Consider the following 26,555-nt stretch of genomic DNA (forward strand, 5'->3'; position numbering starts at 1 on the left):
GAATCTTGAACAAAATCAAATGTATCACAGAAGAAGAAAAATAGTATGCATACAGCACCAGCAAAGTCAATTAAATTGATGTATTACCATTGTTCTCTGTGCAAAAGAAAAGAGAGGCAAACACTGCTTACCTGAGAGCTAGAACTAAACCGACTCACCGTCTCCCAGTTGCAACGAACCGTTAAAATCTTTTTCTGCAAACCCGAAATCAACGATACAGTTTCTACCAATCCCAGCACCAGCCGGGATATGAGCTTCTTTACCTACAAGGGTAATACCTGTATAGAGATGTGTCGGGAACTTTTTATTCACAACCGTCATGTTGTCGGAATTACCGATCACCGCCCCATCGCCAATTCGTACCCGCTTGTCGCAAATTGCAAGATCAACCTTGGCATCCTTACCGATGACACCGTCATCAAAAATGATGGAATTGGTGACAACTGCTCCTTTTTCCACTTTTACCCCAGGAGACAGTACGGAATTTTCCACAGTCCCCTCAATGACACAACCGGCAGATATCAATGAAGAGGTAACGCTGCACCCATTAACAAAGCGACTCGGAGCTCTGTCCATTGGCCGATCACCATAGGCAGGATTGGGCTGAATACCCCATTCTTCGGGGGAAATTTCAGAATTTTCCCGAATGATCTCCATGTTGGTTTCCCAATAGGACTGGATCGTGCCCACATCTCGCCAGTAGCCGTAAAATGGGTAGGCAAACACCCTGTCTTTTTCGATGGCCCTCGGAATGATATGCATCCCAAAATCCACTTCCTTTCTATCCCTTTCCAGGGTCTTTAACAGATACTTGGTATCAAAAATATAAATCCCCATGGATGCCAGGTTGGTCTTGGGCTCCTTGGGTTTTTCCTCCCAATCGATAATCCGGTTTTCGGCATCCACTATTCCAGCACCAAACTGATGAATCTGACTCTTGGGTACCACCATCATTCCGATAGTAACATCAGCCTCTTTATGCTGATGGTAGGAGAGCATGGCATCAAAATCCATCATATAAATATGATCACCGGAAAGAAGCACTACCTGGTCGGAAGGGTTGCTTTTGATAAAATCAATATTCTGGCGAATGGCATCCGCTGTTCCCTTGTACCAGTCCGAATCCTTTTCTCCAGTTCGTGGTGGCAATATTTTTACCCCGCGAGTGCGGCCAGTAAAATCCCACGCCTCACCGCTACCGATATGGGCCATCAAGGAAAGCGGTTTATACTGAGTTAGCACGCCGACCTTTTTAAGCCCGGAATTCATAACATTGGAAAGGCTGAAATCGATTATACGGTATATCCCCCCAAAAGGTACAGCCGGCTTCGCCCTGTGCCCTACCAAGGAATTGAGACGACTGCCAATACCACCTGCAAGCAACAGCACCAGAGCGTTCATTTCAGTTCCTCCCCGTCGTTCAATGCTTTTTCCGGCCATCTGTACTCTTCAATACGGGGCGCTACCGTACAGCCACTGCCGATAGTTGTTCCGGCCGGCACTTTATTATTCCACCCGATGACACTGACATTTCCAGGCTCACCTCGGCCCGGGACACCTATCTGCACATTGGTTCCAAAGGTTGTGTTCACATCGCTTACCACCCTGCACAGTTTAGCGCCTTCTTGGACGACATTATCAAAAAACAGGACTGAATCCACAACCTCAGCCCCTTTTTCGACCCTGACCCCAGGAAACAGGATGGAATTACGCACCGTTCCTTCAATAATACAACCGTTGTACGCCATCGAATTTCCAAGGCTGCCACAGGTACCTACTTTCAATGGCTGCCGACCTGCAATATTGCGATGAGCAAGGTTGGTTCTGACCCCCCATGTTTCCATGTCTATTTTGGGTTCAGGCCCAAGCAGGTCCATGGATGTCTGCCAGTATTCATCAACGGTTCTTGTATATCCCCAGTAGCCGTCAAATTTAAAACCATGCACATTATACTTCTGCTTCATCATCAGCGGAATGATGTCACGACCAAATTCATATGATTCGTTCTGCTGATTTTCTCTCAGTACGTCGTACAGCACTTCCGGCCTGAAGCAATACACTGTCAGGGAAGCCCAGTTGCTCTTTGGTTGAACAGGTTTCTCTTCGTAAGTAAGGATGCGGCCGCCTTCGCTGCTGTCATCAGCAATCTCAGCAACACCGAACCTGGATGCAGACGTCTGCGGCACCTGTATAAAGGCTGCAGTAAGATCTGCCTTTTGATCGTTATGATACTGAACCATCTGCCGATAATCCATCTGATAGATATGGTCCCCGGATAAAACGAGCAGGTTGGAGGGATCATGATACTTAATAAAATCGAGATTCTGGTACACAGCATCAGCTGATCCGCGATACCAATGGGGACTGTCATAATCTTGAAATGGAGGCAGAATGGAAATACCACGATTGCGGCCTATCATATCCCAGGCTTCCCCGGTGCCGATGTGATTAATCAGAGAATACGAACGGTACTGGCTGAGAATGGCTATCCGTTCTATACCTGAATGCAGTAAATTAGAAAGGGGAAAGTCGATTACCCGTGCAAAACCACCAAACGGCACTGCGGACTTTGGTCTATAATGGGTTAATACACCCAACTCTCCGACTCGGCTCCCAGCAAGAATCATTGCCAGGATTGAAGGTTTAGACATATACGCACCTCTTGCTGGGGATTACATTTCCGCTGTATCTGTCCTTCAGCAAACAGCTTAGAAACGAAAAGGACTTTTATGAGTGTACCTTATTGCATAACCAATGACTCCTGCAAGGAATAACTCTCATATCTGTAGAACATTCCTTGCAATTTTGTAAAATTCAAACCGGTTATCGGGGAGTATGGCCTTTTACTTTACGTGGCGGGTAATGATGCGAATAAGGCTATTGGTTGAGAACTCGTGATTTTCTCTTAGGGGGAGGTTCTTCAGAGGTACTTCTGCCCTTGCAGCCTCTTTGTGGCCGCCGGCAGGGCCATATTCACCAAATGTCTTCTGGGCCAGTTTACCTGCGTTTTTCCGATAACCGTCGCAACGAAAAATAACCACTAATTTTTCGCCGTATACTCCAGAAACAATAACCCAGTCAAACTTATCTACGTGATTAAAAAAATCAGCTATAATGACAAGTATATCAGGAGTTCCCACCTTACCCAGATGGACGTAGGCACGCTCTTTCCTACTTTTTACTTCGTTAAGGGCAATGCGAAAATATTTGAGCTCTGAGCGCCGCAGTTCGGTCAGCTCAAATTTTCGAACCAGATTCAGGTTTGCAATATTAAACAGGTAGCGAAACGATATACCGTCTCCGGCCTGCATGTTTTTCTTTTGGAAGTTCTGGGTATCGACCTTGATCCCGTAAAAGAGGGCAGTGGCAAGTGCTACCGAAGGTTTAATATTTGCGGCACGCAAATACTCCACCATCATAGAAGCCACAGCACCGTATTCCGGTCGTATATCAATAAATTTTGCATCCCACCCTTTTGTAACAGGATGATGATCGATAACCGCATCAAATTCTATCTTTTCAAAGCAGGGTTGATGGTTCGGCTGTGAATCCACCAGGATATATTTTGAATAATCTTTTACCGGCAGAGTGTGCATACGCTCAAGTGGTATTTTGAGCCGTTCCACCATGGTAATATTGTTAAGGCGACGGATTTCATTGGGATAGCCAATTGCCACACTTTGTACCCTATAACTGAGCAACCTTTTTACTGCCATGGCAGAAGCAATGGCATCCGGATCTGCACTGATAAGAATAAGAACTTCGTCATCGCGATCAAATATATCCCAAAATCCTTGAAGACGTGACGTAGCCGAATTTTTACTGGCACTCTGCGTGACACTATCTGCAATTTTTTCCAGTCGTTTAATCATAAAATTTACAATAATAAAAAAAAGCCACTACAGTTCACAAAATTGGAAACGCAGCGGCATTAACAACCAGCCTAAGAACGATTCATAAAAAATCACACTCTTTTTTGATGAAAATAACCGACATCGAGGGTCTTTTTTTGTTTTTGGCTGATCCATAGACAATCACCCGTTCCTTCCCGGTGTTGTATCGGGGAGCAGGGGAAGACAACTATACCACAGAGATTTCAAAAATAGCAAGTTTTGACTTAGGCCCGCAGACAAGACATCAACATACTGAAATTAAAGAATAAAGAAGCAAAGGTTTATTCAAAAAATAAAATAACCAAAAAAACCATACCTAGCATATGTCCTCATCTGGTTAGTCAGTACCAACAAGAAAAAGGTCTCTAGCCACAATCATCTTTTGCTTTTAGACCAGTCATGTTAAAAGTGATTCTTTGGCAAGATGGACATATCTTCATCATTACAATTGTCTGCCATACCAACTGAAAAAGCATATATGGTCAAACATGAGCGCTCAATGGACTCCTGTACCTTTTTCTCTATAATCGCCCTTTCCTTGATACAAAAACCGTGATTCTCCTTTACCGATACGTCTTCTATCAATTCCTTCGTAATATAAGCATGCTGATGGCAAGCTTTATTACCATTTATCTGCTGATCGATTTTTTTGAAAAAATAGACAACTTCCTGGAAAAAGGAAAATCCATGGCGCTTGTCTTTAAGTTCTTCCTACTCAATGTTCCTTTTATAGTCGAACAGATGGGCCCGGTCTGTATTCTGCTTGCCGGAGTTGTGACTCTGGGTATTCTCAATCATAGTAACGAACTGATTGCTCTCAAGGCCGGTGGCGTTCCCCTCAAAAAAATTACCGCCCCAATCCTGGTTTCCGGTGTATTGTTTACCTTGCTCTTCCTGGCCATGTCTCAGTTTATCCTGCCCAAAACCATCGCAGAGACCAATCGGATATGGAACAAGGAAGTCAAAGGGCGCGTTCCGCTCGGTATATATCGCAACGGACGTTATTATTATCGCGGCCAGGAGGGTTTTTATTCTTTTGCTCGTCCATCACCCAAGAGCAATAACTTTCTCTTTTTTTCTTTTACCTCATGGGATGATAAATATAAGTTGTCAACCCACATAGCCTCCAAAGAAGCATATTGGGCCGATGAAACCTGGACCCTCAAACATGGGCAGGTACAGCGGGCTGTGACGGAAACAGATTTTTCAACTGATCTTTTCACCTCTAAAGTCTTCCAGTTCAAGGAAAAGCCGGAAGACTTCTTTGTGCCGGAATATCAATCCCTGGAACTTTCCCTGCTGGATCTCTATAAGGCTACCCAGCGCCAAAAATCCGACGATGAAACAAACCTGGCCTGGGCTAATTTTTATGGCCGTATTTCCTACACCTTGCTTGGCCTGCCTCTCCTTTTTCTTGGCTTACCTCTGCTTTTAATTGTCTACAGGAAATGGGGGCGCGACCTTTCTCTTGCCGTGCCCACCAGTTGCGGCATGGCCTTCGGTTGCTGGGGCATATGGGGAACACTGCAGTCTCTTGCAAAAGCTGGTTATATGAATCCGTTATTTGCTGCTATTTCCATTCACCTGCTCATGGGCTTTTTTGGTTTTATTCTCCTGTTACGAGAGGATAGTTAACCCGAATTTCTCATGAGTTTTTTGATTTTCAACTTAAGCTTTTGATATTTACAGAAAATACGGTAGCGCTAAAAAAACAGACTGTTTTTTCGTCGATAATCAAAAAAACTCACCCTCCTGGTCAGCGGATTTTTCCGCAGACTCTTTGTTGCAGGCCACTTGCGGTAGCTTACTATCGGAGTCTACGCTTACCTGCTGCGTGTCCTGCGCCTCGATCTGCGAAAAACTTCACTGATGAGAAATCCGGGTTAAGAGCCATCCGCTCTCATTTCCTCTCAAATGGCCTCCAGACAAATGCACTCGATGAAGCAAGGGACAGTCTATACGGTTAAGCAAGAAAACCAACAGTATCGGGTCACGTGCCTTCTTGACGCTGCCGGGTTGGATAAAAAGATTGCCGGCCGGCCTGTTATTTTGATCAAACCAAATCTGGTTGAAGCACTCCCCCCTCCGATCACCACACCCGTGAGCCTGGTAAGAGCCATCATCCTTTATCTACGAAAACATTCTCAGGCAGAGATACTTATCGGAGAGGGGACGGCATCTGCTACCTATGACACACCCCATGCCTTTGAAGCCCTTGGCTACACTAAACTGGGCAAAGAGCTTGACGTTCCATTGATTGACCTTAACCATGAGCCCTGTATATCACTCAAATGCGCAAAGTACGTTCGATGGCCGGAAATGCACCTGCCCCAAATAGCTATGGAGAGTTTTCTGCTGTCTGTACCGATGCTCAAAGCACACTCCCTTGCCCTGGTAACCCTTACCATGAAAAATATGATGGGCCTTGCCCCACCGCAGCACTACCAGCAGGGTGGCGGCTGGAAAAAGTCCGCTTTTCATCTCGGCATTCAGGATGCGGTTGCAGATCTTAACAGATACCGAACCCCGGATTTTTCAGTACTCGACGCGACCCTGGGCATGGCCGAAGCCCATCTGTGGGGTCCAACCTGCCAACCACCTCCCCACATCCTGGCAGCTTCAGATGACCCGGTTGCCATTGATGCTTACGGGGCGCAACTCCTGCATAAAAACTGGCAAGAGATTGGCCATATCAAAAGCGTTCACCAGGAACTGGGCCAGGCCGCACCGCTGACTGTGCATGAAATCATGACGGTTAAATAAAAAATGCCGGGATTGCGCATCGCTGGCAACACCCGGCATTAAAAAATTATGACAAAAAGAATAATAATTATTTTTTCTTCTTTTTGTTTTTCTTCTTATCTTTTTTCTTTTCTATTTCAGAAACTGCAACCATCTTTTTTTTAGACGAACACCCTGACGCAAACAACGGGCATCGGCTGCAAGGTTTTCCTTTTTTACGATACTTTGCACAGCATTTCTTTTTTTCTAACTTTACCTTACCCATAAACTGTGCCTCCACAAATGGATTATGTCACGTTTGCAAAGTGTTGCAAAACAGTGCATAAACTTTATTTGTCGGTTTTGAGTATGTCAAGGAGTTCAACTTTAAAAATCAGCATAGAACCAGGTTCTATCACCGGAGGTGCACCACGGTCGCCATATGCAAGTTTTGCCGGGATATACAGTTCATAGGTTGAGCCAACAGCCATTAATTGCAATGCTTCTTGCCAACCTGGTATCACTTGGTCTACTTGAAATTCAGCAGGTTGTTTACGTTCATAGGAACTGTCGAACTCTGTTCCGTCAAGCAGTGTTCCCTGATAGTGTACTTTCACCATATCGGTAGCAGTTGGCTTAGCTCCTTCTCCGGATTTCAGCATTTTGTATTGCAACCCGCTCTCGGTCGCAACCACCCCTGCTTTGGCCTTATTTTCCTTTAAAAACGCCTCTTCAGCCTTTTGATTTTTCTCAATCATGGCCACTGTTTTCTTTATCTGCTTTTCCTGCTGCCGTTTAGCAAAGTCCTGTTGAATGACTGCCGATTCCTCTGCAGTAATAAGTGGTGTCTTCCCATTATATGCGTCAAACATGCCGCGACTGAGCATTTCCAGATCGAGTTTTTCATCAATTCCCTGAAAATATTGGCCCAGGTCCAAGCCCATGGCATAGCTTAATTTTTGTTGCTCGGTTTCAAGTACAACCGCCTTATCGGCTGCAAAGGAATTACCGGTCAAGACCAGTCCGGCCAGTAAAGCAGATACAATCACTTTCATGTAGTTCTCCTGTTCATAAAAAAATTGCCGGTTACCTCAGCAGCACCGACAATTGATTTCCCGGCTATGAAGAGGCTGCAAAAAACTGCAACCATCAATGGTGAGCCGGAGAGTTATTAGTCTCTCTTACGACGAGACTATTCAGCAGCACGTTCCTTTGCCAATTCCTCGGGGGACATGCTCCAGAACGGTTTGCCATTTTTAGTTAAACGTACCTTGAGGGAGAAATAATCACCTTTCTTGATTTTGGAAGCCATAAAAACATCTTCTCCGTTAATTTCAGCCCAGGCACCGCGAATTTTGACACGATCACCACGTTTCAAGCCAACGTTTTTCCCTAAAAATGCCTTGGGCCCGAGGTGTACAGTCACCTTATCACCGTCGCCATCTTTTAAAATAAGACCAATCCCAGGATCCATTCCTTCCATAGGGACAATTTCTATCATTTTTTTGATATCCCCCTTCAGCCGATCCAGTTCAGAGACATGGTACAAACTATTATATTGACCTTCTTCCTCCCAGCCTTTCAGGCCTTCGGCAGGTGCAGCACTTAAAAAAGTCGGTACTAAAAACATGGTGAGCGCTATAACCATAAACAAGACAGAAGAACGAATAGCCATTGTAGCCTCCTAGAGTTTTCGTTTATCAATCACCCGCTTGGATTTGCCCATGGATCGTTCAATGGTTTTCTCTTCAACCAGTTTCACATCCACGCCTATCCCGAGTTCTGCTGCAAGCCGCGCCTTGATATGGTCAACCATCTGACGCTGCTTTTTCATCTCGTCAAAAAATATATTTTCTGAAACCTCTACCAAAACACTGACTTTATCGGTGTGATTTTCACGTTCAACAATAATTTGATAATGGGGCTCAGTTCCTTTTATCTCAAACAGTACTTTTTCTATCTGGATTGGAAAAACATTGACTCCTTTTATAATAAGCATGTCATCGGAACGGCCAATAACACGCTCCATCCTTTTCATCGTTCGCCCGCAGGGGCACGGCTCTAAAAGAAATCGAGTCAGATCCCTGGTCCGATAACGGATCATGGGAAAGGCTTCCTTGGTCAACGTAGTGATCACCAACTCCCCTACTTCTCCGGGAGCGACCGGCTCTAAGGTAATAGGATCTACAACTTCAAGCAGAAAGTGATCTTCATTGATGTGAAGACCGTTGCACTCCTGGCATTCTCCAGCTACCCCCGGCCCCATGACTTCAGATAACCCATAGTTGTCTGTGGCGAGAATGCCTAATTTTTCATGCACTTCCTGACGCATGGCCTCAGACCACGGCTCTCCACCAAAAAGGCCGAAACGCAGCGACAACCCATTGGGATTCACCCCCATTTCCATCATCGTATCTGCGATAACCAGCGCATACGAAGGTGTGCATACCAAGGCGGTGGTTTTAAAATCCTGCATAATTTGGATTTGTCGTTTGGTGTTACCGGCAGAAATTGGAATCACCGATGCTCCAATGTGCTCGGCACCATAGTGAAGACCAAACCCACCGGTAAACAAACCATACCCAAAGGCAATCTGAATAACATCGTTTCGAGTTACCCCTGCCGCAGTCAGAACGCGGCCAACCAGGTTTGACCACGTCTTGATATCATTGCGACTATATCCAACCACAGTGGCGAGGCCGGTAGTTCCCGAAGAGGAATGTACCCTCACAACATCACGCAGGGGCACTGCAAACAGCCCGTAGGGGTAATTACTGCGCAAATCCTCTTTTTCAGTAAATGGCAGCTGTCTGATATCGTCTAGGGAACGAACAGCGTCATAGTTAAATTTGAGTTCCTCAAATTTTTTGCGATAAAACGGCACATGGGTTCCAACCCTGTACAAGGTCGACTGCAACCGCTCAAGTTGCAATTGCTCCAAATCCTCCCGTGCCATACATTCTCTTTCCGGTTCCCAATACATACGCTTATCAAACAAAGTTAGAATTAATGTAACTATTCAGCGAAGAACATACAACCTCGCCAAAGCCTCGATCCGTACCTGTTCCGCACTTAATAACGCAACCCCCTTGTTGCCGGCCAACTCGTTGGTCGGCACCCCATGTACCACCCGCTCATACTATGCTATTTTTTCTCTCCCAAGATAGGCCCGCTGCACATCTGAATTGGCAAGCAGATCATCAGCAGGCCCTTGCAGAATTACCTTTCCAACCTCAAGGACGTACCCCCTGTCGGCAATTCCCAACGCTGCTTTTGCATTCTGCTCTATCAGCAAAACAGTGTTGCCCGCATCTCGAAGCCGGGTAATAACGGCAAAGATATCTTTAACAATCAATGGTGCCAGCCCGGTTGAAGGTTCATCCATCATCACCAGGCGGGGACGGGACATGAGTGCTCTCCCCATGGCCAGCATCTGCTGCTCCCCTCCGGAAAGGGTTCCGGCGAGTTGCTCACTCCGCTCGCGAAGAACCGGAAACAGGTCATATTGACACTGCATCTCGCGCAGCACTGCACCCCGGCCCTCTTTTCGCTCCAGGACATAGCCGCCAAGGATGAGGTTTTCCTCCACGGTCATCGATGCAAAAACCTGACGCCCCTCCGGAACCAAGGCGCATCCGGCTGCCACTATCTTTTGCGCAGCCATCTTGTTACAACACTGGTCCTGAAACTCAATACTGCCTGCTGAAGCGCGGACCAAGCCGATGATGGTGTGCAGCAAGGTGGTCTTCCCGGCACCATTGGCCCCGATCATGGTTACAATTTCGCCACTGTCCACATGCAAAGAGATATTCTTCAGAACACGTAACTTACCATATCCCGCATCCAGGTTTCGAACTTTGAGCATGACTGCTGCTTACCCCACCACTGAAAATATTGTCATTTCCGATTTCTCAAGCCTTTGCAGCGGCCACATCCCACTGTGCCGAGACCGTCATTGTTCATCTTCGCCCAAATAAATGCTGATCACTTCTGGATTTTTTTGGATTTGTGCCGGTACATCTTCGGCAATTTTTTCGCCAAAACAGAGAACAACAATTTCATCAGAGATTTCCATCACCAGTGACATGTCATGTTCAACCAGCAGAACGGTGATCCCCATATCACGAATTTTGGTAATCAGGCGAGCGACCTCAGCTGTTTCATAGATATTCAGCCCGGCAGCAGGTTCATCAAGCAACAAGAGTTTTGGTTCACTTGCAAGGGCCCTGGCAAGTTCGACAGCCCGCTGCTGGCCAAAGGCAAGGCTGGTGGCTTCCACATCTGCGTACTCGGCAATCTCAAGAAGTTCCAACAGCTCCATGGAGCGTTTGTTAATCCACTGCTCCTCTTTTCTGGATCCTGGCAGGTGCAGCATGCCGCCGATAAAACCTGCTTTACTGCGTAAATGGCACCCGACCATCACACATTCAAGGGCAGTCATGCCATGAAAGAGTTTTATGTTCTGAAAAGTCCTGGACATGCCAAGCCCCGCAATCTGATGCGGTTTTTTGCCATGGATCGCTTTCCCTTGAAAATAAATAGCACCTGCGCTGGGGGGCAGATTACCGGCAATAAGGTTAAAAAGCGTTGTTTTACCGGCGCCGTTGGGACCGATCACCGCTTTTATGGCTCCTGGATCCACTCGGAAGCTCACATCATTGACAGCATGCAGTCCACCAAACGTTTTATGAATTGATTGCAGCTCAAGCATAGGTAGCTGCACCTGCTGGCTCACCGATACGTTCCATTATCTCTCCTAGCCTGGATTTCTCATCAGTTCAGGCAGCGCCAGGTTCAAAGTTTTTGGTAATGAATCATAGTCGCCTATATTCATTGCCAAAATACTGAAGAAAATGGTGCTGGATGGACTGACCTTTGGCCAACATTGTGAAAAACTTTCAACTTCATCTTAGTTTGTATAACATATAAAAATTGTTTGTAATTTGACAGGTTGACACAATGTTCATGAGAAATTCTGGCTAGATAGTCCCAACCTTATTCGGCAGTTTCCTTTTTCCTGGTAACGAAAAATTCCCTGACACTCAGTACACCATTGGGTGCAAATAACATCACACCGATAAGAATCACGCCAAAGACAGCATCATCCATGGAACCAAAAACGCCACGCAACGAGAGAAAGGTCAGGCTAACTCCCATGATCAGCATCCCCCAGAGATTGGTCATCCCACCCACTGCTACCAGGGCAACATACCGCACTGACTTCATCACAGATGCTTCAGAAGGACCGATCCCACTGTTATAATGGGTGATAAAAACACCGGCAAAAGCAGCAAATATAGCGCTGAGGACGAAAACGCCCACTTTAAATCCGGCAGTATTGACTCCCACCGCTTCTGCGGCCTCTTCTGAACTGTGCAGCGAACGTAAAGCTCTGCCCACCCTTGAATCAATAAGATTGAGCAGCAAAATCATGCCGATAATCAACACGCCCCACGCCACATAGTAATTCACCACCCGCAAACTGAAATCACCGCTTATCACAATGGGCGGTAACGATCCCAAAGCAGGCAGAATCGTAAAAGAGGGTACATCAGAAATACCATCCGCTTCTCCGAAATAAGGTGTCGCAAGCAGCAGGCGATAAATTATAGTGCCGAATCCAAGGGTTGCCATTGCCAGGTAATGCCCTTTAAGCTTAAGCACAGGCACCCCCAAAACAAGGGCAATAAGGCCCGCAGCTCCGACAGCAATCAGGCATGCCGCCCAGGGTGAAACAGTCAGCAACTGGTCGCCGTAAATATCTTGGGACATCGCCAAAAAACCGACCTGATCCAGCAATTTGACCAGTGGATTTTCGGCCACACCTAATAAGTTATGCGTGGTCAGTGCTGCGGAAAGGTAACCGCCAATAGCAAAAAAACCGGCATGACCAATGGATATTTGACCGGCATAGCCCATGAGGACACCAAGCCCGATCACCACCAGACCATAGTAGGCTGACATGGTTAACTGGGTTAAAAAATACTGGGTGCCGGTGACCAGAGTGAGCAATTGAACGGCAATCACAAAACCACAAAGGCTGAGAATTTTCAGACTGTTTTTCTTTTTCATCAAAAATCTTTCAACCTCGCTGCTTCGCCGGAACCAAATATCCCATGGGGTTTTACAAATAAAATAATGAGCAGCAACGTAATGGCGATGGCATCCTGAAAAGCCAGGGGAACGACTGAAACAGAAAACGCTTCAATTATACCGAGCAATAGACCAGCAGCAACGGCTGCCATAGAGTTACCAAGCCCCCCCAAAATTGCGACGGTGAACCCTTTAATCGCCAGGCCGGTCCCCGAATCGTACTGAGTATACGTAATGGGGGACATCACACACCCGGCAAGGGCACCCAACCCGGCACTGAGCATAAAAGAAAGGGTTACCATGTTGCGGGTACTGATACCGCAAAGGATTGCAGCGGTGCGGTTGGCGGAACAAGCCCGCATTTCACGGCCGGTTGGGGTAAATTTAAAAAACAAACTGAGCCCTGCAACCATAACTGAGCAGGTGGCGATCACCCACAGAACTTGTGGAGACAGGTGAACCGAGCCGACCGAAAAGGTAGTAATCTCGTTGCCGTAAAAATAGGGTAAACTTCTGATCGATTCGCCCCATATGTGGAGTGCTATTTCTCTGAGCAGGATGGAGATACCGATGGTAATGATAATCAGCCGTAATACGGATGGACTTTCCAGCCAACGAATGAAAAGAATCTCTATGACGGCGCCAATGAGCATGGTTATGCCAACTGCTAGGGCAATGGCTACCGGCAACGGGACTAACGGCAAAAGGGTGATGGCGATCATGCCGCCAAGCATGACAAATTCCCCTTGAGCGAAATTGATAATCCCGGTGGTATTGTAGATAATATTATAACCTATGGCCACGATGGCATAGATCGAGCCATAGGTTATTCCGGCAAACAGGTACTGAAAAAAGAGATCTAATGTCATAACCGTAAAGAATTAAGAGTGTACGTTATCAGCTACCTGTCGTGTCCTGATGAATAAAATTATAAAGCGCAGATCTGTGGGCCGGAGAGTAAAACAAACCCTCCTTGTTGCAATACTTCAATGGCTTTATCCATCTCATCAAAACGAAAAATAAGCACGGCATCTTCAGCACTTTTATTAACAAAGGCATACATGTACTCAACATTCAGCCCTGCCTCGTTGGCTGTTTTGAGCACACTGGCCAGTCCACCGGTCCGGTCCGGCACCTCAACGGCAATAACATTGGTTTTACCGACTGTAAAACCGCCTTCCTGCAGGGATTTTTTTGCAGCATCTACCTTGTCGACAATCAGCCGCAGGATACCAAAGTCTGCTGTATCTGCAACAGACAGCGCCCTGATGTTGATATCATTTTCCGCCAAAATCCGTGTGATTTCTGCAAGACGTCCTGATTTATTCTCAAGAAAAACTGCGATCTGCTCTACTCTCATTCTTTTCCCTCCGGAATTGATGCAATGGCGGCCTCCAGCTTTTAGAGACTGGAACGGCCAGGAAGCCACCCCATCTGTTACAGCTTCCTATTATCTATGACCCGCTGTGCTTTCCCCTCTGAACGTTTTATGGTTCGAGGTTCAACCAGTTTAACCTTACAGGTGACGCCAAGCATATCTTTTACTTCTGCCTGGATCTTCTTGCTCAGCCCTTCAAGAACTCTTATCTCATCAGAAAAGATATTTTCGCTTACTTCCACCAGGATAGACATTGTATCAAGGCTGCCCTCGCGATTCACCTCAATCTGATAATGAGGCTCAACCCCTTCAATGCCCACCAGTACGTGCTCAACCTGGGACGGGAAGACATTTACACCACGGATTATCAACATGTCGTCGGTCCTGCCCATGACTTTTTCCATGCGAACCAGGGTCCGACCGCATGCACATGGCTCTGCTATCAGGCGAGAAATATCCTTGGTGCGATAGCGGATCAACGGAAACGCTTCTTTGGTCAGGGTCGTAAAGACAAGTTCCCCCACTTCGCCATAGGGAAGCGGCTGCAGTGTTTCGGGATCAACTATTTCCGGCAGGAAATGATCTTCCAGAATGTGCATGCCCCGGTCTGTCTGCAGGCACTCCATGGCGACTCCAGGCCCGATAATCTCGGAAAGACCATAGATATCCACAGCCCTGATGCCAAGTTTACGCTCAACCTCTTCACGCATGCTTTCACTCCATGGCTCGGCACCGTGAATACCCACCCGAAGTTTCAGTTCTGAAGGCGACACACCCACATCTGCCATAGCATCGGCAAGGTTAAGTGCATAAGAGGGTGTCGAAAGCAATACCGTTGACCCAAAATCACGCATAATGGTGATCTGGCGCTTTGAGTTGCCTCCAGACACCGGGATTACGGTTGCACCAAGCGCCTCAATACCGTAATGGGCTCCAAGGCCCCCGGTGAACAATCCATACCCATAGGCATTATGCACCATATCACCAGGGGTGACCCCGGCCATTGCCAGCGCTCTGGACATGACCGACGCCCAGAGTTCAATATCAGCTTCGGTATAGCCGACCACAGTCGGCTGACCGGTGGTACCGGAAGAAGCATGTACCCGTATCACTTTCTCCAAAGGCACCGTAAACAGGCCAAAAGGATAATTGTCCCGCAGGTCGTCTTTGGTATTAAAAGGGAGTACGTGCAAGTCCTTCAGCGACTGGATATCGCCAGGTTTGACGCCGGCATCATCCATCTTGCTACGATATGGTGCCACGGTATCATACACACGTCGGACCTGTTTCTGCAGCCGTTTCAACTGGATGGACTCCAATCCCGGACGCGGTAATGTTTCTACTTCTTCAACCCACATCATTACTCAACCTCATTTCTTCCTTTGCGAGACAATTAAACTTTCAGCTTCCCAATCCGGATTTTTCGTTTGCACATCGTGTCAATGAAATCAATCGACACGATGTGCATAGGAAATCCAGGTTAGTTGATGAGCAAACTACACTACATTACTACATTATGCGTACACCGCAGCTCTACCTGCTTCAAATGCCTTTTTATTGACCTCTCTAAACTGCTCTTTCACCGTAGTATCGATCACCTTGAGAAACACCTCAGGGCCCACCGCCAGAAAGTTCGACATTGCGCCGACCATTGCTACATTGACCGTGCGCAGCTCTCCCACTTCTTCGGCAATGGCAAAGGCATCGATGGGGACAACATTAATCTGACGATCGGTGAGTTCTTTGAGTATATTTTCCGGATAGGTCATCTTGCCCAGGGCGACTGCCGGCGGCAGAATCTTCTGCGTATTGACCACCACAGCGCTGTCCTTATGCAGGTAGGGCAGATAACGGGCAGCCTCTAAGATTTCAAACGCAACCAGGATGTCGGCACTACCTGGATCAATGAGCGGCGAGTACACCCGCGCCCCATAGCGAAGATGGGCCTCGACGGATCCACCGCGCTGCGCCATACCATGAACCTCGCTCTTTTTAACGTCATAGCCTTCTGCCAGCTGTGCATAGGCGGTTAGCTCACTTGCCAGCAGAATCCCCTGACCACCAACACCGGAAAAGAGTATATTACCACTTTGCTTCATTAGTCTTCCTCCCTTCTGGTGATCGCATCAAACTTACACACGCACGCACATTGCCCACATCCATTACACTGCACTTCGGTTATCTCTGCATACCCTCGCTGTTTTTCCCGGTAGCCTTGTTCAACAGCCTCTTCCGGAGTCAGAGGATGCCAGCTTATAGCAGGACACCCCATCTGTACGCAGGCAGTACAACCGGTACAATTGTCAAGATTGGTATAGTACGTAGGTTTCTTTCGCTTGACCTCTTCCGGCAACAAGATACACGGAGCTCGGCTGATGACCACCGACGGCTCAGGAGAAGCAATTTCTTGTTTGAGCACCTTACGAGTGGCATCCACATCATGGGGATTGACCACCGTAATCCGTTTCACTCCCAGAGACGAGCAAAGTTGTTCAAAATCGATTGCGCTTGCAGGTTCGCCGGTGAGGCTCTTTCCTGAAGCAGGATTTTGCTGGTGACCGGTCATTGCAGTGATTCGATTGTCCAGGATAATGACCGTGGCATACGAATTGTTATAGACGGTATTTAACAACCCGGTAAGGCCTGAATGCATAAAGGTAGAATCACCGATAACAGCAACCAGTTTACCTTCCCCTTTTTCGCCGAGCGCCTTTGCCATACCATGGGCCATACTTATTGAGGCCCCCATGCAGACGCACGCATCCATCGCGGAAAGTGGTGGCAGAAAGCCCAGGGTGTAACAACCAATATCACCGGACACAAAGACATCTTTCATCTTTGACAACCCATAAAACAGACCCCGATGCGGGCACCCGGCACACATGTTGGGTGGTCGCATGGGCAGTTCCACCGGTTCAAAAACTTCAGGGGCGGATTCCGGCTCAACAGCCGTCTTGACAATAAAAGAATTCAACTCCCCTTGATTGGGGATTATATCTTCACCATGGCAGTCAATGCCCATGGACTTGATGTGCAACTCCAGAAACGGATCCAGTTCCTCGACGATAATCAGCTCTTCAACCGAGCCTGCAAAGGTCCGTATCATTTTTTCCGGCAACGGCCAAACCATACCAAGCTTAAGGACCGGTGCATCGGGAAAGGCTTCCTTCACGTAATTATAGGAAGTGCCGGCAGCAATAAATCCCCTCGGGCCTGTTCCTTTTTCAACTCTGTTTTCCGGCAGGCTTTCCGCCATCTCGCGGGCAGTGGCCATCCGCTTTTCCACCTCGCGTCGCCGAACTCTGGCATTCCCCGGCAACATCACCAATTTGGCAGGAACCTTTTCAATAGAAGGCTCAGGCACAGCAACCCGCTCTCCCTTTTCCACCACCCCTTTGACATGGGCAATCCTGGTGGTGATACGGAGCATAACCGGAGTATCCAGTTGCTCGCTCAGTTCAACTGCACGGCCGACCATAGCCTTGGCCTCGGCAGGGTCGGATGGTTCCAGCATCGGCAACTTGGCGGCAAAGGCATAGTTCCGATTATCCTGTTCGTTTTGCGAACTGTGCATTTCCGGATCATCAGCGGTGAGCACGACCAGGCCACCCCGAACACCGGTATACGCTGCAGTAAAGAGCGGATCGGCAGCCACGTTTACCCCGACATGCTTCATGGTGGCAAGGGCACGTGCACCGGCAAAAGAGGCACCGATCGCCACTTCCAGCCCAACCTTTTCATTGGGTGCCCATTCTGCATAAACGTCGTCGTAACGAGCAAAATTACCCATTATCTCTGTAGATGGCGTTCCCGGATACCCGGACGCAACTGTAATTCCAGCTTCCCACGCTCCTTGAGCTATCGCTTCATTCCCGGAAAGCCATTGTTTTGTTTCGTTATCAAAAACCACATTTCCTCCTTTCATGCCCTTAGAGAGCTGGTTAAACCGCCGGTTTATATAAGGGTTGAGGTTAAAACGCTGACACAGGTCTCTTGTTTGCCCTGCAAAGCCGCATTAAAGAGGATAGGTCTTTACCAGCTTGACCAATATCAATTTTCTCATTTAAAACGTATTCTTGCCCCGAACAAAGCCCTGCAACGCCACAAAGAAGCATCAATACCCTGAAATCAATCGGTTAGGCAAGAGCTTTTTCCGCCGTACCCAGCGACCGACACCTTGTTTTCAGTGTATACTGCAAACAGCCTCAGTTTTCAGTTGCAGCTACTGGTTGCTTGCTTTTAATGGTACAGTGCCAATCGCCGTGTTCCGGAGTCAGCTTGGTGGTCATAGCCACCACCTCATAGGCAAGCATCAGATTGATTATTTCCTCCCCTAGTCTGGATGCAGACACTCCCTGGGTTGCAGCCAGAGTAGAAACAAGCCATCCTGCAACATCCTGTAATTCATTTGCAAGCCGGGCAGGATAAACTATAAAAGTACCAAGACCTGCAGCTTCCACCTGGTTTTTTAATGCATCCCCAAGCGATGCTGCTACCGGGGCCCCAATCATTGTTAGAGCACCACCTTGATTCAACAAATCGACCAAGACAGACTTGCCATTGGCTGCATACAACATGGTTGGTGTGAGTACCATGGCCAACTGGGTCGCTTCCCCCGGGAGAACAGACCAGTAATAGACCGTCTGCCCGTTTGCCTCCACTGTTTTTTCCTCTGCAAAACCGGTCTGGTTAATTTTTTCCCGTATGGTATTAAAAACAGCTGTTGCCTGTGTACTATCCCGCACTTCTACAAAGGCAACCACCTTGGGTAGCGGGAAAAAACCGCTGTTGACTATTTGATTGACCACAAAACCATATTGTGGGCCAATGGCCTGTAAAAGTTGTGCAAACGACAATCCTAATTCCTGCTGAATAACAGTTTCGAACTGATCAAGTTCCTGTTCATCACCAGCAGCAAATGAGTGCAGCATCACCTCCGCTGAAAGCGAAGAAGACCAATCGTAGATAAGCGTATTTTCGTTGAGTAAGTTCAGAGAGGTGTTCGCTTCTACCTGCTGTTCAAGAGCAGCTTGCAATGCCGGATGCAGCTTTCCCGGCTCAAATCCCGCCCTGCTATCACTGTGAAGATCTTGCCCCAGCTGGTAGGTTAATGAGGAAAAATAGGTTATGCCTTCCAGGTACTTGGCTATACTACTGATTTCGTCTTCTTCTGCTCTTGCCAGCAGGCTCATGAGTGCATCACTATTGACGAACATCCTGCTGTAAACAGTCTCAGCTTCAATACTTTGCCAATACTGTTTTGCCGCCAGGAAAGACGCTGCATTTTCCAGTGTTACCTCAGATTCTGCAGCTGTCAGACAGGCGAGTATGGTTTGCGGAGCATACGAAAGCAGGACCGTCCCCTTTGCCGCGACCCCGTAAATAATTTCACCATCACTTACCTCTATCTTGGTCAGGGTGAGATTGTCGATTACTTCCGTGGTGACGGTGTCGCTCATAATGAGTTTTGCAAATGAGTCCAGTGCGCCGGACACGGCTGTTGTTGCAAAAACAACCATAGATCGTTCAATTTCACGTTGAGGCTCGCCTTTTAAGCGAGCAAGATCCGGGGAAAGTACAGCCAGGGCCGTGTCATCTCCAAAAACAGAAAGAAAGGCAGGGTTGTTCATCAACGCCACCATATCATCATACGTCTTGTCATAGGTTGCAACAGCCTGCCCGTCCACCTGCAGTTCGTTCAGGATACCGCCCATGGTTTCCTTTGCAAGAAGATGCCCAAGGGGGGAATCCGCAAACGTATCGCTGATTTTATTCAAATGGGTAAGACTCACTGTGGCCAATGTGTCCTGTGGCAAAAAAGCTGCGTAAGACCCGGCATCTTCTTTTTTAGAAACATTTAACACATAAAATCCGGCGGCTGCCACTACCGCGACCACCACCAGGATTATCCCAATTCGTTTATTCATTACATTTTCCCCATGGAATTTTTCATTGCTTATCTTTGGGTTACAGTTCTTTTTCAATAGCCTCTATGGCTGCCTGGGCTTCTTCCCATTTAAGATAGGCCCGCTCCAGGTAACGTTCGACCTGGGTATACTCTTTACTGACTTCTGCCCAGGCTTCTTTTTGTGCATAGAGTTCCGGGTCTGCCATCAACTCCTCCAGTTCACCTTTGCGGGTCTCATGTTTTTCAATTTCTTTTTCAGCATCCTGATTTTTCTTTTTCCAAGGACCAATTTTTTTATTGAGCTGCTCCCGCTCTTTTGCCCTTTGCCTGCGGTGTTCTTTCTTGTCTATCCGCTTTGCCTCATCTTCTGCGATCACCTGCTGGGCGTTCTGCTTACCGGCGGTTCCTGGATTATCGGCAAGGGCCTCTTGTTCTTTCTGTCGCTGAGCCAGATACTCATCAACATTGCCCTCGTAGATAGTTGCTTTACCGTCTCGTATCTCCAGTACTTTATTAACAAATGAATTGACAAAAAATCGATTATGGGAGACCACCACAATGGTCCCCTCATACTGGGCCATTGCCTCCTGCAGCACTTCCTGAGAGCTGATATCCAAATGGTTGGTCGGCTCATCAAGCAGCATCAGGTTAGCAGGACGAACCAGCATCTTTGCCAGCGCCACCCGTGATTTTTCGCCACCGGAAAGTACCTGCACTTTTTTCTCGACTTCATCGCCGGTGAAGAGAAAGGTCCCTAACAGTGATCGAACCTGGGTGACAGTCATGTCCACCGCCGCATGGTAAACAGTATCGAGAATACTTATTTCACCGGAAAGTTCCTGGGCCTGGTGCTGACCGAAATAGGTCAAAACCACATTATGTCCCTGCTTGATGGTGCCTTCAGCAGGCTCCACTTCGGCAAGCATTTTTAAAAGGGTTGTTTTTCCTGCCCCATTGACACCGACTACAGCCAGCTTATCGCCCCGCTGCAGAGAAAGAGAAACATTCGAAAGGACCTGTTTCCCGGCAAAGGCCTTGCTCACTCCTTCCACTGTCAATACATCTCGCCCGGAAGGGGCTGCAGGAGGGAAAGAAAAAGCAACGGACCGGTCGGTCTCTGAGAGCTCAATCCGCTCTATTTTTTCCAGCTGCTTGACCCTGCTCTGTACTTGCTTAGCCTTGGTGGACTTAGAGCGAAAACGAGTGATAAAACGCTCGGTCTGTTTAATCATGGCCTGCTGGTTATTATACGCAGCCCGCTCAAGCTCCAGGCGTTGTTCTTTTTCCACCAGATAATGGGAATAATTGCCGCGGTAAACGGTGAGCTTCCCCAGGCTTAACTCCCAGGTGGTGGATGTTAACCGATCTAGAAAAATCCGGTCATGGGAAATAATGACCAATGCCCCCTGGTATTGCTGCAGAAAATTTTCCAGCCACGTCAGGGAGTCCAGGTCCAGGTGATTAGTGGGTTCATCTAAAAGCAACAGGGATGGTTTTCTCAACAACAGTTTGGCCAACAGCAACCGCATAATCCAGCCACCGGAAAAACTGGCGGCCGGTTTTTCAAAATCCTCATTTTTAAACCCCAACCCACCCAAAATCCGTTCAATCTGGGGACGGATACGAAACACGTCGCACCCTTCAAGTGCATGCTGCAGTTCACCCTGGCGGGTCAACAGAGGTTCGAGAGCGTCACTCCCTTGCTCTAACAGGGAAAGTTCTTCACTGATTTGATCAAGCTCTTCCTGCTGGGCAAGGACATCATCAAAGGCAGACTCTGCCTCCTCAAAAAGGGTTCGCGAACCAAGGTCAAGGGTCACTTCTTGCGGTAAATATGCCACCGAAAACCATGAAGCACGCGACACAGTTCCAGGATCGGTCTCCTGTTCGCCGCACATAATTTTTAACAGAGTCGATTTACCGGTACCGTTTACACCTGCCAGTCCTATACGATCACCAGTATGCACCTGGACCGCTACATCGCGAAAAATATGCTTACTTCCATACTGGAGGTTTAAGTCATTGACACTGAGCATCGTTATCTCGTCTTTCTCTTTAGTTATTTCTCAGGGTAACCTGGTAGCGGGCCTGACTGTCATCGGTTCGCAATGCAAAACAGTCCAACAAACCCAGTTCCGACAGCCGGTACATATTGGCAGACCGTATCCCTTTAAAAATAGACATATCTTTACTATTGATGATGAGTGTAGGACATGATTCTTTCTGCCCTTGCAAGAGCATCCTTGTCTGTTTAAGCATTAACCGGCTCAAAACCATCTCTCCAAAAGAGGGATGATAGGGACCAGCCAGCAGAGAACGCTCTAAAGAATCTCCCGGCTGCAGACCCATGCGTATAACCCGGATGCCCTCACGATCAAAGTTTTTTTTCATATATGCTGCCTGCAAAACAGCCTTACCAAGTGAGAGCGGGGTGTATATACCTTTTTGCCAAGCCTTTTCCAGGCCACTTCCCTTCACCACCAACACGGGATAAATACGAACAAAATCAGGCTGCAACTGGATCGTTTGCGCAACTGTCCGTCGCAGCGAACGAAACGTTTGACCCGGCAAGCCAAGCATTAACTGCATCCCTACCTGAAACGCCCCCCGTTGCAACAAGTCCACGGCCCTATACACATCTTGTGTGCTATGGCCGCGCCCTGAATACCTAAGGACAGTATCATCAAGTGACTGCACTCCAAGCTCGACAATATCTACCTTGAACATGTTCAACAGGTCGAGCTTGTCCTGATCGATATAATCAGGACGGGTAGAAAGCCGTATCTGCTGCACCCTGCCCTGATCCATAAAAGGTGTAACCGCTCCGAGTAATTCCTGCTGGCGCAGTGGTTCAAGACCGGTAAAGCTCCCGCCGTAAAAAGCGACCTGGACGGGATGCGCCTGTTTTGCCAAATACCGATCCAGCCAGGTTTCTATAGTTTCCGTTATCTCTGCGGGTGTTACCCGTTTGGCACTTCTACCGCTGATAGAATTTTGATTACAAAAAATGCAGCTATGGGGGCACCCTTCATGGGGTATGAAAATCGGGATAATAGAAGCCATATGCGCTTAGAAATAAAAGGGATGCTCTCTTGGAGAAATCTACTTGTCGTCTAACGTCAGCGAATAACAAACGCCCTCGCCTGAGCCTGATCTGTAACAGTTCAGCAGTGCTCCGGATGCGTGCAGGCAGGCTGGGTAACTAGCGTAAAGCTAAGTTGTCCAGCCTGATCGTGCGCAGAGGTAAGCGCAGACTCCGTGGGGTGCTGCTGAACGGTTACCTAATCGTCTTCTTTATCCTGCTGCAACTGCTCCAGTGCAACCCGGGCAGCCTGCTGTTCAGCTTCTTTTTTGCTTGAAGCCTTTCCAAGCCCAAGCTCATTCCCCTGAAAACAGGCGGCAATGGAGAACTGGCGTGCATGGGCAGGGCCTTCTTCGTTTTTCAGCACATACTCCGGCCCTTCATTATACTGTTCCTGGAGAAATTCCTGAAGAGAGCTCTTGGCATCGGCAGTAATAAGATGGTCACCGCGTTTAGCAATGTGCGGCTCAAAAAAACGCCGTACAAAGTCCAGGGCAGCATCATAGCCACCGTCAAGAAAAAGTGCTCCAACCACGGCCTCGTAGGCACAGGAAAGGATGGATGGTTTTTCTCTTCCTTTGGAGGCATTTTCCCCACGCCCCAGCAAAAGGTATTTTCCCAGTTCAATCCCTCTTGCCATGTGGGCAAGTCCGCCTTCATTGACCAGTGCGGAACGGATCCTGGTCAATTTCCCTTCCCGTAAATCCGGGAAGCTGGTGTACAGGATATAGCCCACCGTTAAATCAAGCACAGCATCGCCTAAAAATTCAAGGGTTTCGTTATGCCGCTTATCATCCAGTCGTTCAAATGCATAGGAGCTGTGCACGAGAGAGAGCTGCAGGAGCTGCAGGTCACGGAATTGATAGCCAATCCGTTCCTGCAGCTCCTGCAGTTCCTCTTCGTGGTCCTGCACCAATGCCCAAAGTGTTGTTCCCATAAATGCAATTTCCTCTTGTCAAAATTTTTATCTGTGGTATAAGATGTCGCACTTTCTAACGGCGACGTAGCCAAGCGGTAAGGCAGTGGTCTGCAAAACCATTATTCAGCGGTTCAAATCCGCTCGTCGCCTCCAGACATTCAAAAGGGTCACAGTATTTGCTGTGACCCTTTTTTTTCTCCCAAATACAATGATACTATGTATAGATTGCATTCTATTCTCGACTTTGCTTCTATAACAATAAAAAATGTTTTTTTATATAGTAATTTAGAAAGTCCTGTTCCTTTTAATTTTACCTGACCAGTTAAACAAACATAAATATCACTCTTGAACATTTCCTCGATACCCGCCCCCCAGAAAAACGGATTAACATCAACACAGGTCAAACTGGCACACCATCAAAATAACAAAACCCTAATCCATTGAAACTCATCAACAAACTCCCCATTTTCTACAGCGAGATGTGAGCCAATTATTGGACCAATCTCTACTATGGACGTGCACAAAAAAAGACCAGAACAGCATCACCAACTTCCCCAAATTTACTGAAATTTCAACCAATGTTCTATTACCCCCTTTTACCTGACAATAGGCGGATTCTAAATCAGCTCTCGAAACTCGGCAAAGTTCATACAAACAGGAAGGTAAAATCGTTGGGCCTGTCTATTCATTCTCATTAGCAGTGGAAATCTCTATCCGCACTGAACGATGCTGTCGTAGGAACTTACAGCGCCCCTAACAAACTTCCATAAATGACTATTGAACATAACCTGGAAACATCAAAAATTTAAAACGCTGTATTTAGCATCAAAAGATATGAACATTATTGAATTTTCAAAAGTGCCTAAATGCTCAATTCCTGTTGTCATGTTTGGTCATTGTTAAGTTCAAAATTATCAGACACATTCAAACGGGATCCCAGTTCAATATTCTGAGCCGATTCCTTTTCTGGGTAAATTTGACAGTTTAAGCAAGAGTAACTTGTATAAACTAGGACACCACTTTACTGGTGCAGGGCCACTTGTGGAGTATTTTTGTTTGAAAGAAATCCTTGGTCTATTGGAACTTTTCATTCAACATAACGAACAGTTTTTCCGGAAAATGGAATTTAAGCTATAGTTGGAGATTGATTGACAGTGACGTTATTCGCGGTAACCATTGCAAATTCAATGCTTTTTCAACTTTAAAGATAGTGGCCCTATTTATGCATATCTGTCAGGAAATATTTAAGAAAAATTTTAACCCTTATGGAGGATTATGTGAAAAATGTATTAATAATACCATTGGTAATATTCGGATTGGTAGTCGTGGTCAATGCAACCCCAATTTTAAATGAAACGGCACCAAACACATATACTGACACTTTCCCTAATGGCTCCTCGTATGGATGGTATACAAATAGCGGTAATTACTTGGGGACATTTCAAGGAAACGATACTCTCAATTTTTTAGACCAAGTGGAGGTAAACCTTCAATCCGTCGGCATCACCACAGATCTCACTCAGGCTACTGTGAGCTACACCACTACAAATGAAACCGATGGTAATATCCTAGGTACATATACAGGACCTGATGGCGGTGATGTCCCCGAAGCTCTTCAGTCTAGGACTGGTACGTGGACAGCTCTCCCCGCCCCTACAACTACGATTGAAATTTATTCTGTAAAGGCAGGGAATTATTATTCGTTATATCAGTTAGTTCCTGGCCCTCAAGCGACCGGATCTTGGAGCACATATGATATGTGGCAATGGGGGCAAGATAATAATATAAATGGAATAGGGGGAAATGGAGGATTAGAAATTTCACATTTTTCCGGTTTTAATCCTAATAATAATGCTGTACCCGAACCAACCACCATGCTTCTTTTTGGTACCGGCCTCATCGGCCTGACAGGTATTATTCGGAAAAAACGGAAATAATTTCCGGAAAACCGAATTGCTTAACAAAAAAAGCGGAACTTTTGGGTTCCGCTTTTTTTATAACTTATCCTTTCCCCCTACTCACAACAACCCATATTCCTGCTCAATGTTATGCACAGCCCCCTGCCGCCCGAGCATACTCGAATACAACCTAAAATTATTCACCTCAAAAGGCTCCGTACAAAATAAGCCATACTCTTCCAGATAACGAGCCACCTTGCTTACCGGCGTGTTTTTCAAGCGAGCAATAGTGATATGCGGAGCAAATTTTCTTTTCTCCAACTTTACCCCTGCTCGGGTCAAACAGGTATATATTTTCTGATGCAGCAGGTGGAGTTGTTCATTCTTCTCCACTCCCACCCAAACCACTCTCGGTTTTCCCCGGGGAGGGAAAAAACCCATCCCATCCAAACGCATGGAAAAAGGTTCTGTGATGACGTGTGAAAGTTCCTCCCGGATATCGTGAAAGGCAGCCCCCTCCACCTCGCCGATAAAACAAAGTGTCAGGTGCAGTTGCTCGGGTGTTATCCAGCGTGCAGAGGGCAAACCGCTACAAAGCGATTCTATCCTGGCCGTGATCGATTCCGGCAAATCCAAGGCAACAAACAACCTTTTTTTCATCAG

At 47.2% G+C, this 26,555-nt stretch carries 23 protein-coding genes and 1 tRNA gene; 4 read left to right on the plus strand and 20 right to left on the minus strand.

Translation table 11 applies throughout. The features are described 5' to 3' along the window. Window positions 1-144 precede the first annotated feature (144 nt). The 3 genes from glgD to JWH17_RS07815 all read right to left on the minus strand — a co-directional run bounded on the left by glgD (window position 145) and on the right by JWH17_RS07815 (window position 3,872). Window positions 145-1,440, minus strand: a complete 1,296-nt coding sequence (gene glgD, locus JWH17_RS07805; protein ID WP_232370971.1) for a glucose-1-phosphate adenylyltransferase subunit GlgD — start codon at window positions 1,438-1,440, stop codon at window positions 145-147. Beyond that, a complete protein-coding gene (locus tag JWH17_RS07810; RefSeq protein ID WP_205222035.1) occupies window positions 1,398-2,651 on the minus strand; it encodes a glucose-1-phosphate adenylyltransferase family protein in 1,254 nt (417 codons plus the stop codon). The genes glgD and JWH17_RS07810 overlap by 43 nt, the downstream gene beginning before the upstream one ends. 192 nt (window positions 2,652-2,843) lie before the next feature. Beyond that, a complete protein-coding gene (locus JWH17_RS07815; RefSeq protein ID WP_205222036.1) occupies window positions 2,844-3,872 on the minus strand; it encodes a DHH family phosphoesterase in 1,029 nt (342 codons plus the stop codon). A 573-nt stretch (window positions 3,873-4,445) separates the two neighbouring features. On the opposite strand from JWH17_RS07815, the gene JWH17_RS07820 reads away from it, so the two are divergent. Continuing rightward, on the plus strand, window positions 4,446-5,528 hold the full coding sequence (locus JWH17_RS07820; protein ID WP_205222037.1) for an LptF/LptG family permease: 1,083 nt from the start codon (window positions 4,446-4,448) through the stop codon (window positions 5,526-5,528). Between the two features lie 303 nt (window positions 5,529-5,831). Then, window positions 5,832-6,656: a DUF362 domain-containing protein gene (locus JWH17_RS07825; RefSeq protein WP_205222038.1), complete on the plus strand. Its 825-nt coding sequence runs from the start codon at window positions 5,832-5,834 to the stop codon at window positions 6,654-6,656. Window positions 6,657-6,723: 67 nt separating this feature from the next. Here JWH17_RS07825 and JWH17_RS07830 read toward each other — a convergent pair whose 3' ends face one another. The 16 genes from JWH17_RS07830 to rnc all read right to left on the minus strand — a co-directional run bounded on the left by JWH17_RS07830 (window position 6,724) and on the right by rnc (window position 24,012). Beyond that, window positions 6,724-6,900 (minus strand): hypothetical protein, encoded by a 177-nt coding sequence (locus JWH17_RS07830; RefSeq protein WP_205222039.1) that lies wholly within the window; start codon window positions 6,898-6,900, stop codon window positions 6,724-6,726. A 64-nt stretch (window positions 6,901-6,964) separates the two neighbouring features. Further along, window positions 6,965-7,669, minus strand: a complete 705-nt coding sequence (gene bamJ, locus JWH17_RS07835; RefSeq protein WP_205222040.1) for a BamJ family beta-barrel-assembly machinery protein — start codon at window positions 7,667-7,669, stop codon at window positions 6,965-6,967. Window positions 7,670-7,806: 137 nt separating this feature from the next. Then, window positions 7,807-8,289, minus strand: a complete 483-nt coding sequence (locus tag JWH17_RS07840; RefSeq protein WP_205222041.1) for a MamS/MamX family magnetosome protein — start codon at window positions 8,287-8,289, stop codon at window positions 7,807-7,809. Between the two features lie 9 nt (window positions 8,290-8,298). Beyond that, entirely contained in the window at window positions 8,299-9,597 is a 1,299-nt protein-coding gene (locus JWH17_RS07845) for a phenylacetate--CoA ligase family protein (protein ID WP_205222042.1), read from the minus strand. 156 nt (window positions 9,598-9,753) lie between these two features. Further along, window positions 9,754-10,479, minus strand: a complete 726-nt coding sequence (locus JWH17_RS07850; protein WP_205222043.1) for an ABC transporter ATP-binding protein — start codon at window positions 10,477-10,479, stop codon at window positions 9,754-9,756. 87 nt (window positions 10,480-10,566) lie between these two features. Then, window positions 10,567-11,325, minus strand: a complete 759-nt coding sequence (locus JWH17_RS07855) for an ABC transporter ATP-binding protein (protein WP_205222044.1) — start codon at window positions 11,323-11,325, stop codon at window positions 10,567-10,569. Window positions 11,326-11,609: 284 nt separating this feature from the next. After that, complete coding sequence (locus tag JWH17_RS07860; protein WP_205222045.1) at window positions 11,610-12,686, minus strand: branched-chain amino acid ABC transporter permease; 1,077 nt, start codon at window positions 12,684-12,686, stop codon at window positions 11,610-11,612. After that, the gene (locus tag JWH17_RS07865; protein WP_205222046.1) at window positions 12,686-13,576 is read right to left on the minus strand and encodes a branched-chain amino acid ABC transporter permease; all 891 of its coding nucleotides are present in this window, start codon (window positions 13,574-13,576) and stop codon (window positions 12,686-12,688) included. The genes JWH17_RS07860 and JWH17_RS07865 overlap by 1 nt, the downstream gene beginning before the upstream one ends. 59 nt (window positions 13,577-13,635) lie before the next feature. Beyond that, window positions 13,636-14,067 (minus strand): ACT domain-containing protein, encoded by a 432-nt coding sequence (locus JWH17_RS07870; RefSeq protein WP_205222047.1) that lies wholly within the window; start codon window positions 14,065-14,067, stop codon window positions 13,636-13,638. A 77-nt stretch (window positions 14,068-14,144) separates the two neighbouring features. Then, window positions 14,145-15,446, minus strand: a complete 1,302-nt coding sequence (locus tag JWH17_RS07875) for a phenylacetate--CoA ligase family protein (RefSeq protein WP_205222048.1) — start codon at window positions 15,444-15,446, stop codon at window positions 14,145-14,147. A gap of 153 nt (window positions 15,447-15,599) precedes the next feature. Then, the gene (locus tag JWH17_RS07880; protein ID WP_205222049.1) at window positions 15,600-16,184 is read right to left on the minus strand and encodes an indolepyruvate oxidoreductase subunit beta; all 585 of its coding nucleotides are present in this window, start codon (window positions 16,182-16,184) and stop codon (window positions 15,600-15,602) included. Next, a complete protein-coding gene (iorA, locus tag JWH17_RS07885; protein WP_332468387.1) occupies window positions 16,184-17,995 on the minus strand; it encodes an indolepyruvate ferredoxin oxidoreductase subunit alpha in 1,812 nt (603 codons plus the stop codon). Before iorA ends, JWH17_RS07880 begins: the two co-directional genes overlap by 1 nt. Before the next feature lie 295 nt (window positions 17,996-18,290). Continuing rightward, a complete protein-coding gene (locus JWH17_RS07890; RefSeq protein WP_205222051.1) occupies window positions 18,291-20,012 on the minus strand; it encodes a hypothetical protein in 1,722 nt (573 codons plus the stop codon). A gap of 40 nt (window positions 20,013-20,052) precedes the next feature. Next, complete coding sequence (locus JWH17_RS07895; RefSeq protein ID WP_205222052.1) at window positions 20,053-22,029, minus strand: ABC-F family ATP-binding cassette domain-containing protein; 1,977 nt, start codon at window positions 22,027-22,029, stop codon at window positions 20,053-20,055. 19 nt (window positions 22,030-22,048) lie between these two features. Next, window positions 22,049-23,056, minus strand: coding sequence for an elongator complex protein 3 (locus JWH17_RS07900; RefSeq protein WP_205222053.1), 1,008 nt, complete (start codon window positions 23,054-23,056; stop codon window positions 22,049-22,051). A 218-nt stretch (window positions 23,057-23,274) separates the two neighbouring features. Continuing rightward, entirely contained in the window at window positions 23,275-24,012 is a 738-nt protein-coding gene (rnc, locus tag JWH17_RS07905; protein ID WP_205222054.1) for a ribonuclease III, read from the minus strand. A gap of 60 nt (window positions 24,013-24,072) precedes the next feature. Between rnc and JWH17_RS07910 the strand changes: the two genes are divergently transcribed. Both JWH17_RS07910 and JWH17_RS24330 read left to right on the plus strand, forming a co-directional pair. Next, window positions 24,073-24,147 (plus strand) — tRNA-Cys (locus tag JWH17_RS07910). A 1,124-nt stretch (window positions 24,148-25,271) separates the two neighbouring features. Continuing rightward, window positions 25,272-25,931, plus strand: a complete 660-nt coding sequence (locus tag JWH17_RS24330; RefSeq protein ID WP_205222055.1) for a PEP-CTERM sorting domain-containing protein — start codon at window positions 25,272-25,274, stop codon at window positions 25,929-25,931. Window positions 25,932-26,012: 81 nt separating this feature from the next. On the opposite strand, the gene thpR is transcribed toward JWH17_RS24330, so the two are convergent. Then, entirely contained in the window at window positions 26,013-26,552 is a 540-nt protein-coding gene (thpR, locus tag JWH17_RS07920; protein WP_205222056.1) for an RNA 2',3'-cyclic phosphodiesterase, read from the minus strand. Between the last annotated feature and the right edge of the window lie 3 nt (window positions 26,553-26,555).

Source organism: Desulfogranum marinum, from assembly GCF_016918565.1.
Lineage (GTDB): Bacteria > Desulfobacterota > Desulfobulbia > Desulfobulbales > Desulfobulbaceae > Desulfogranum > Desulfogranum marinum.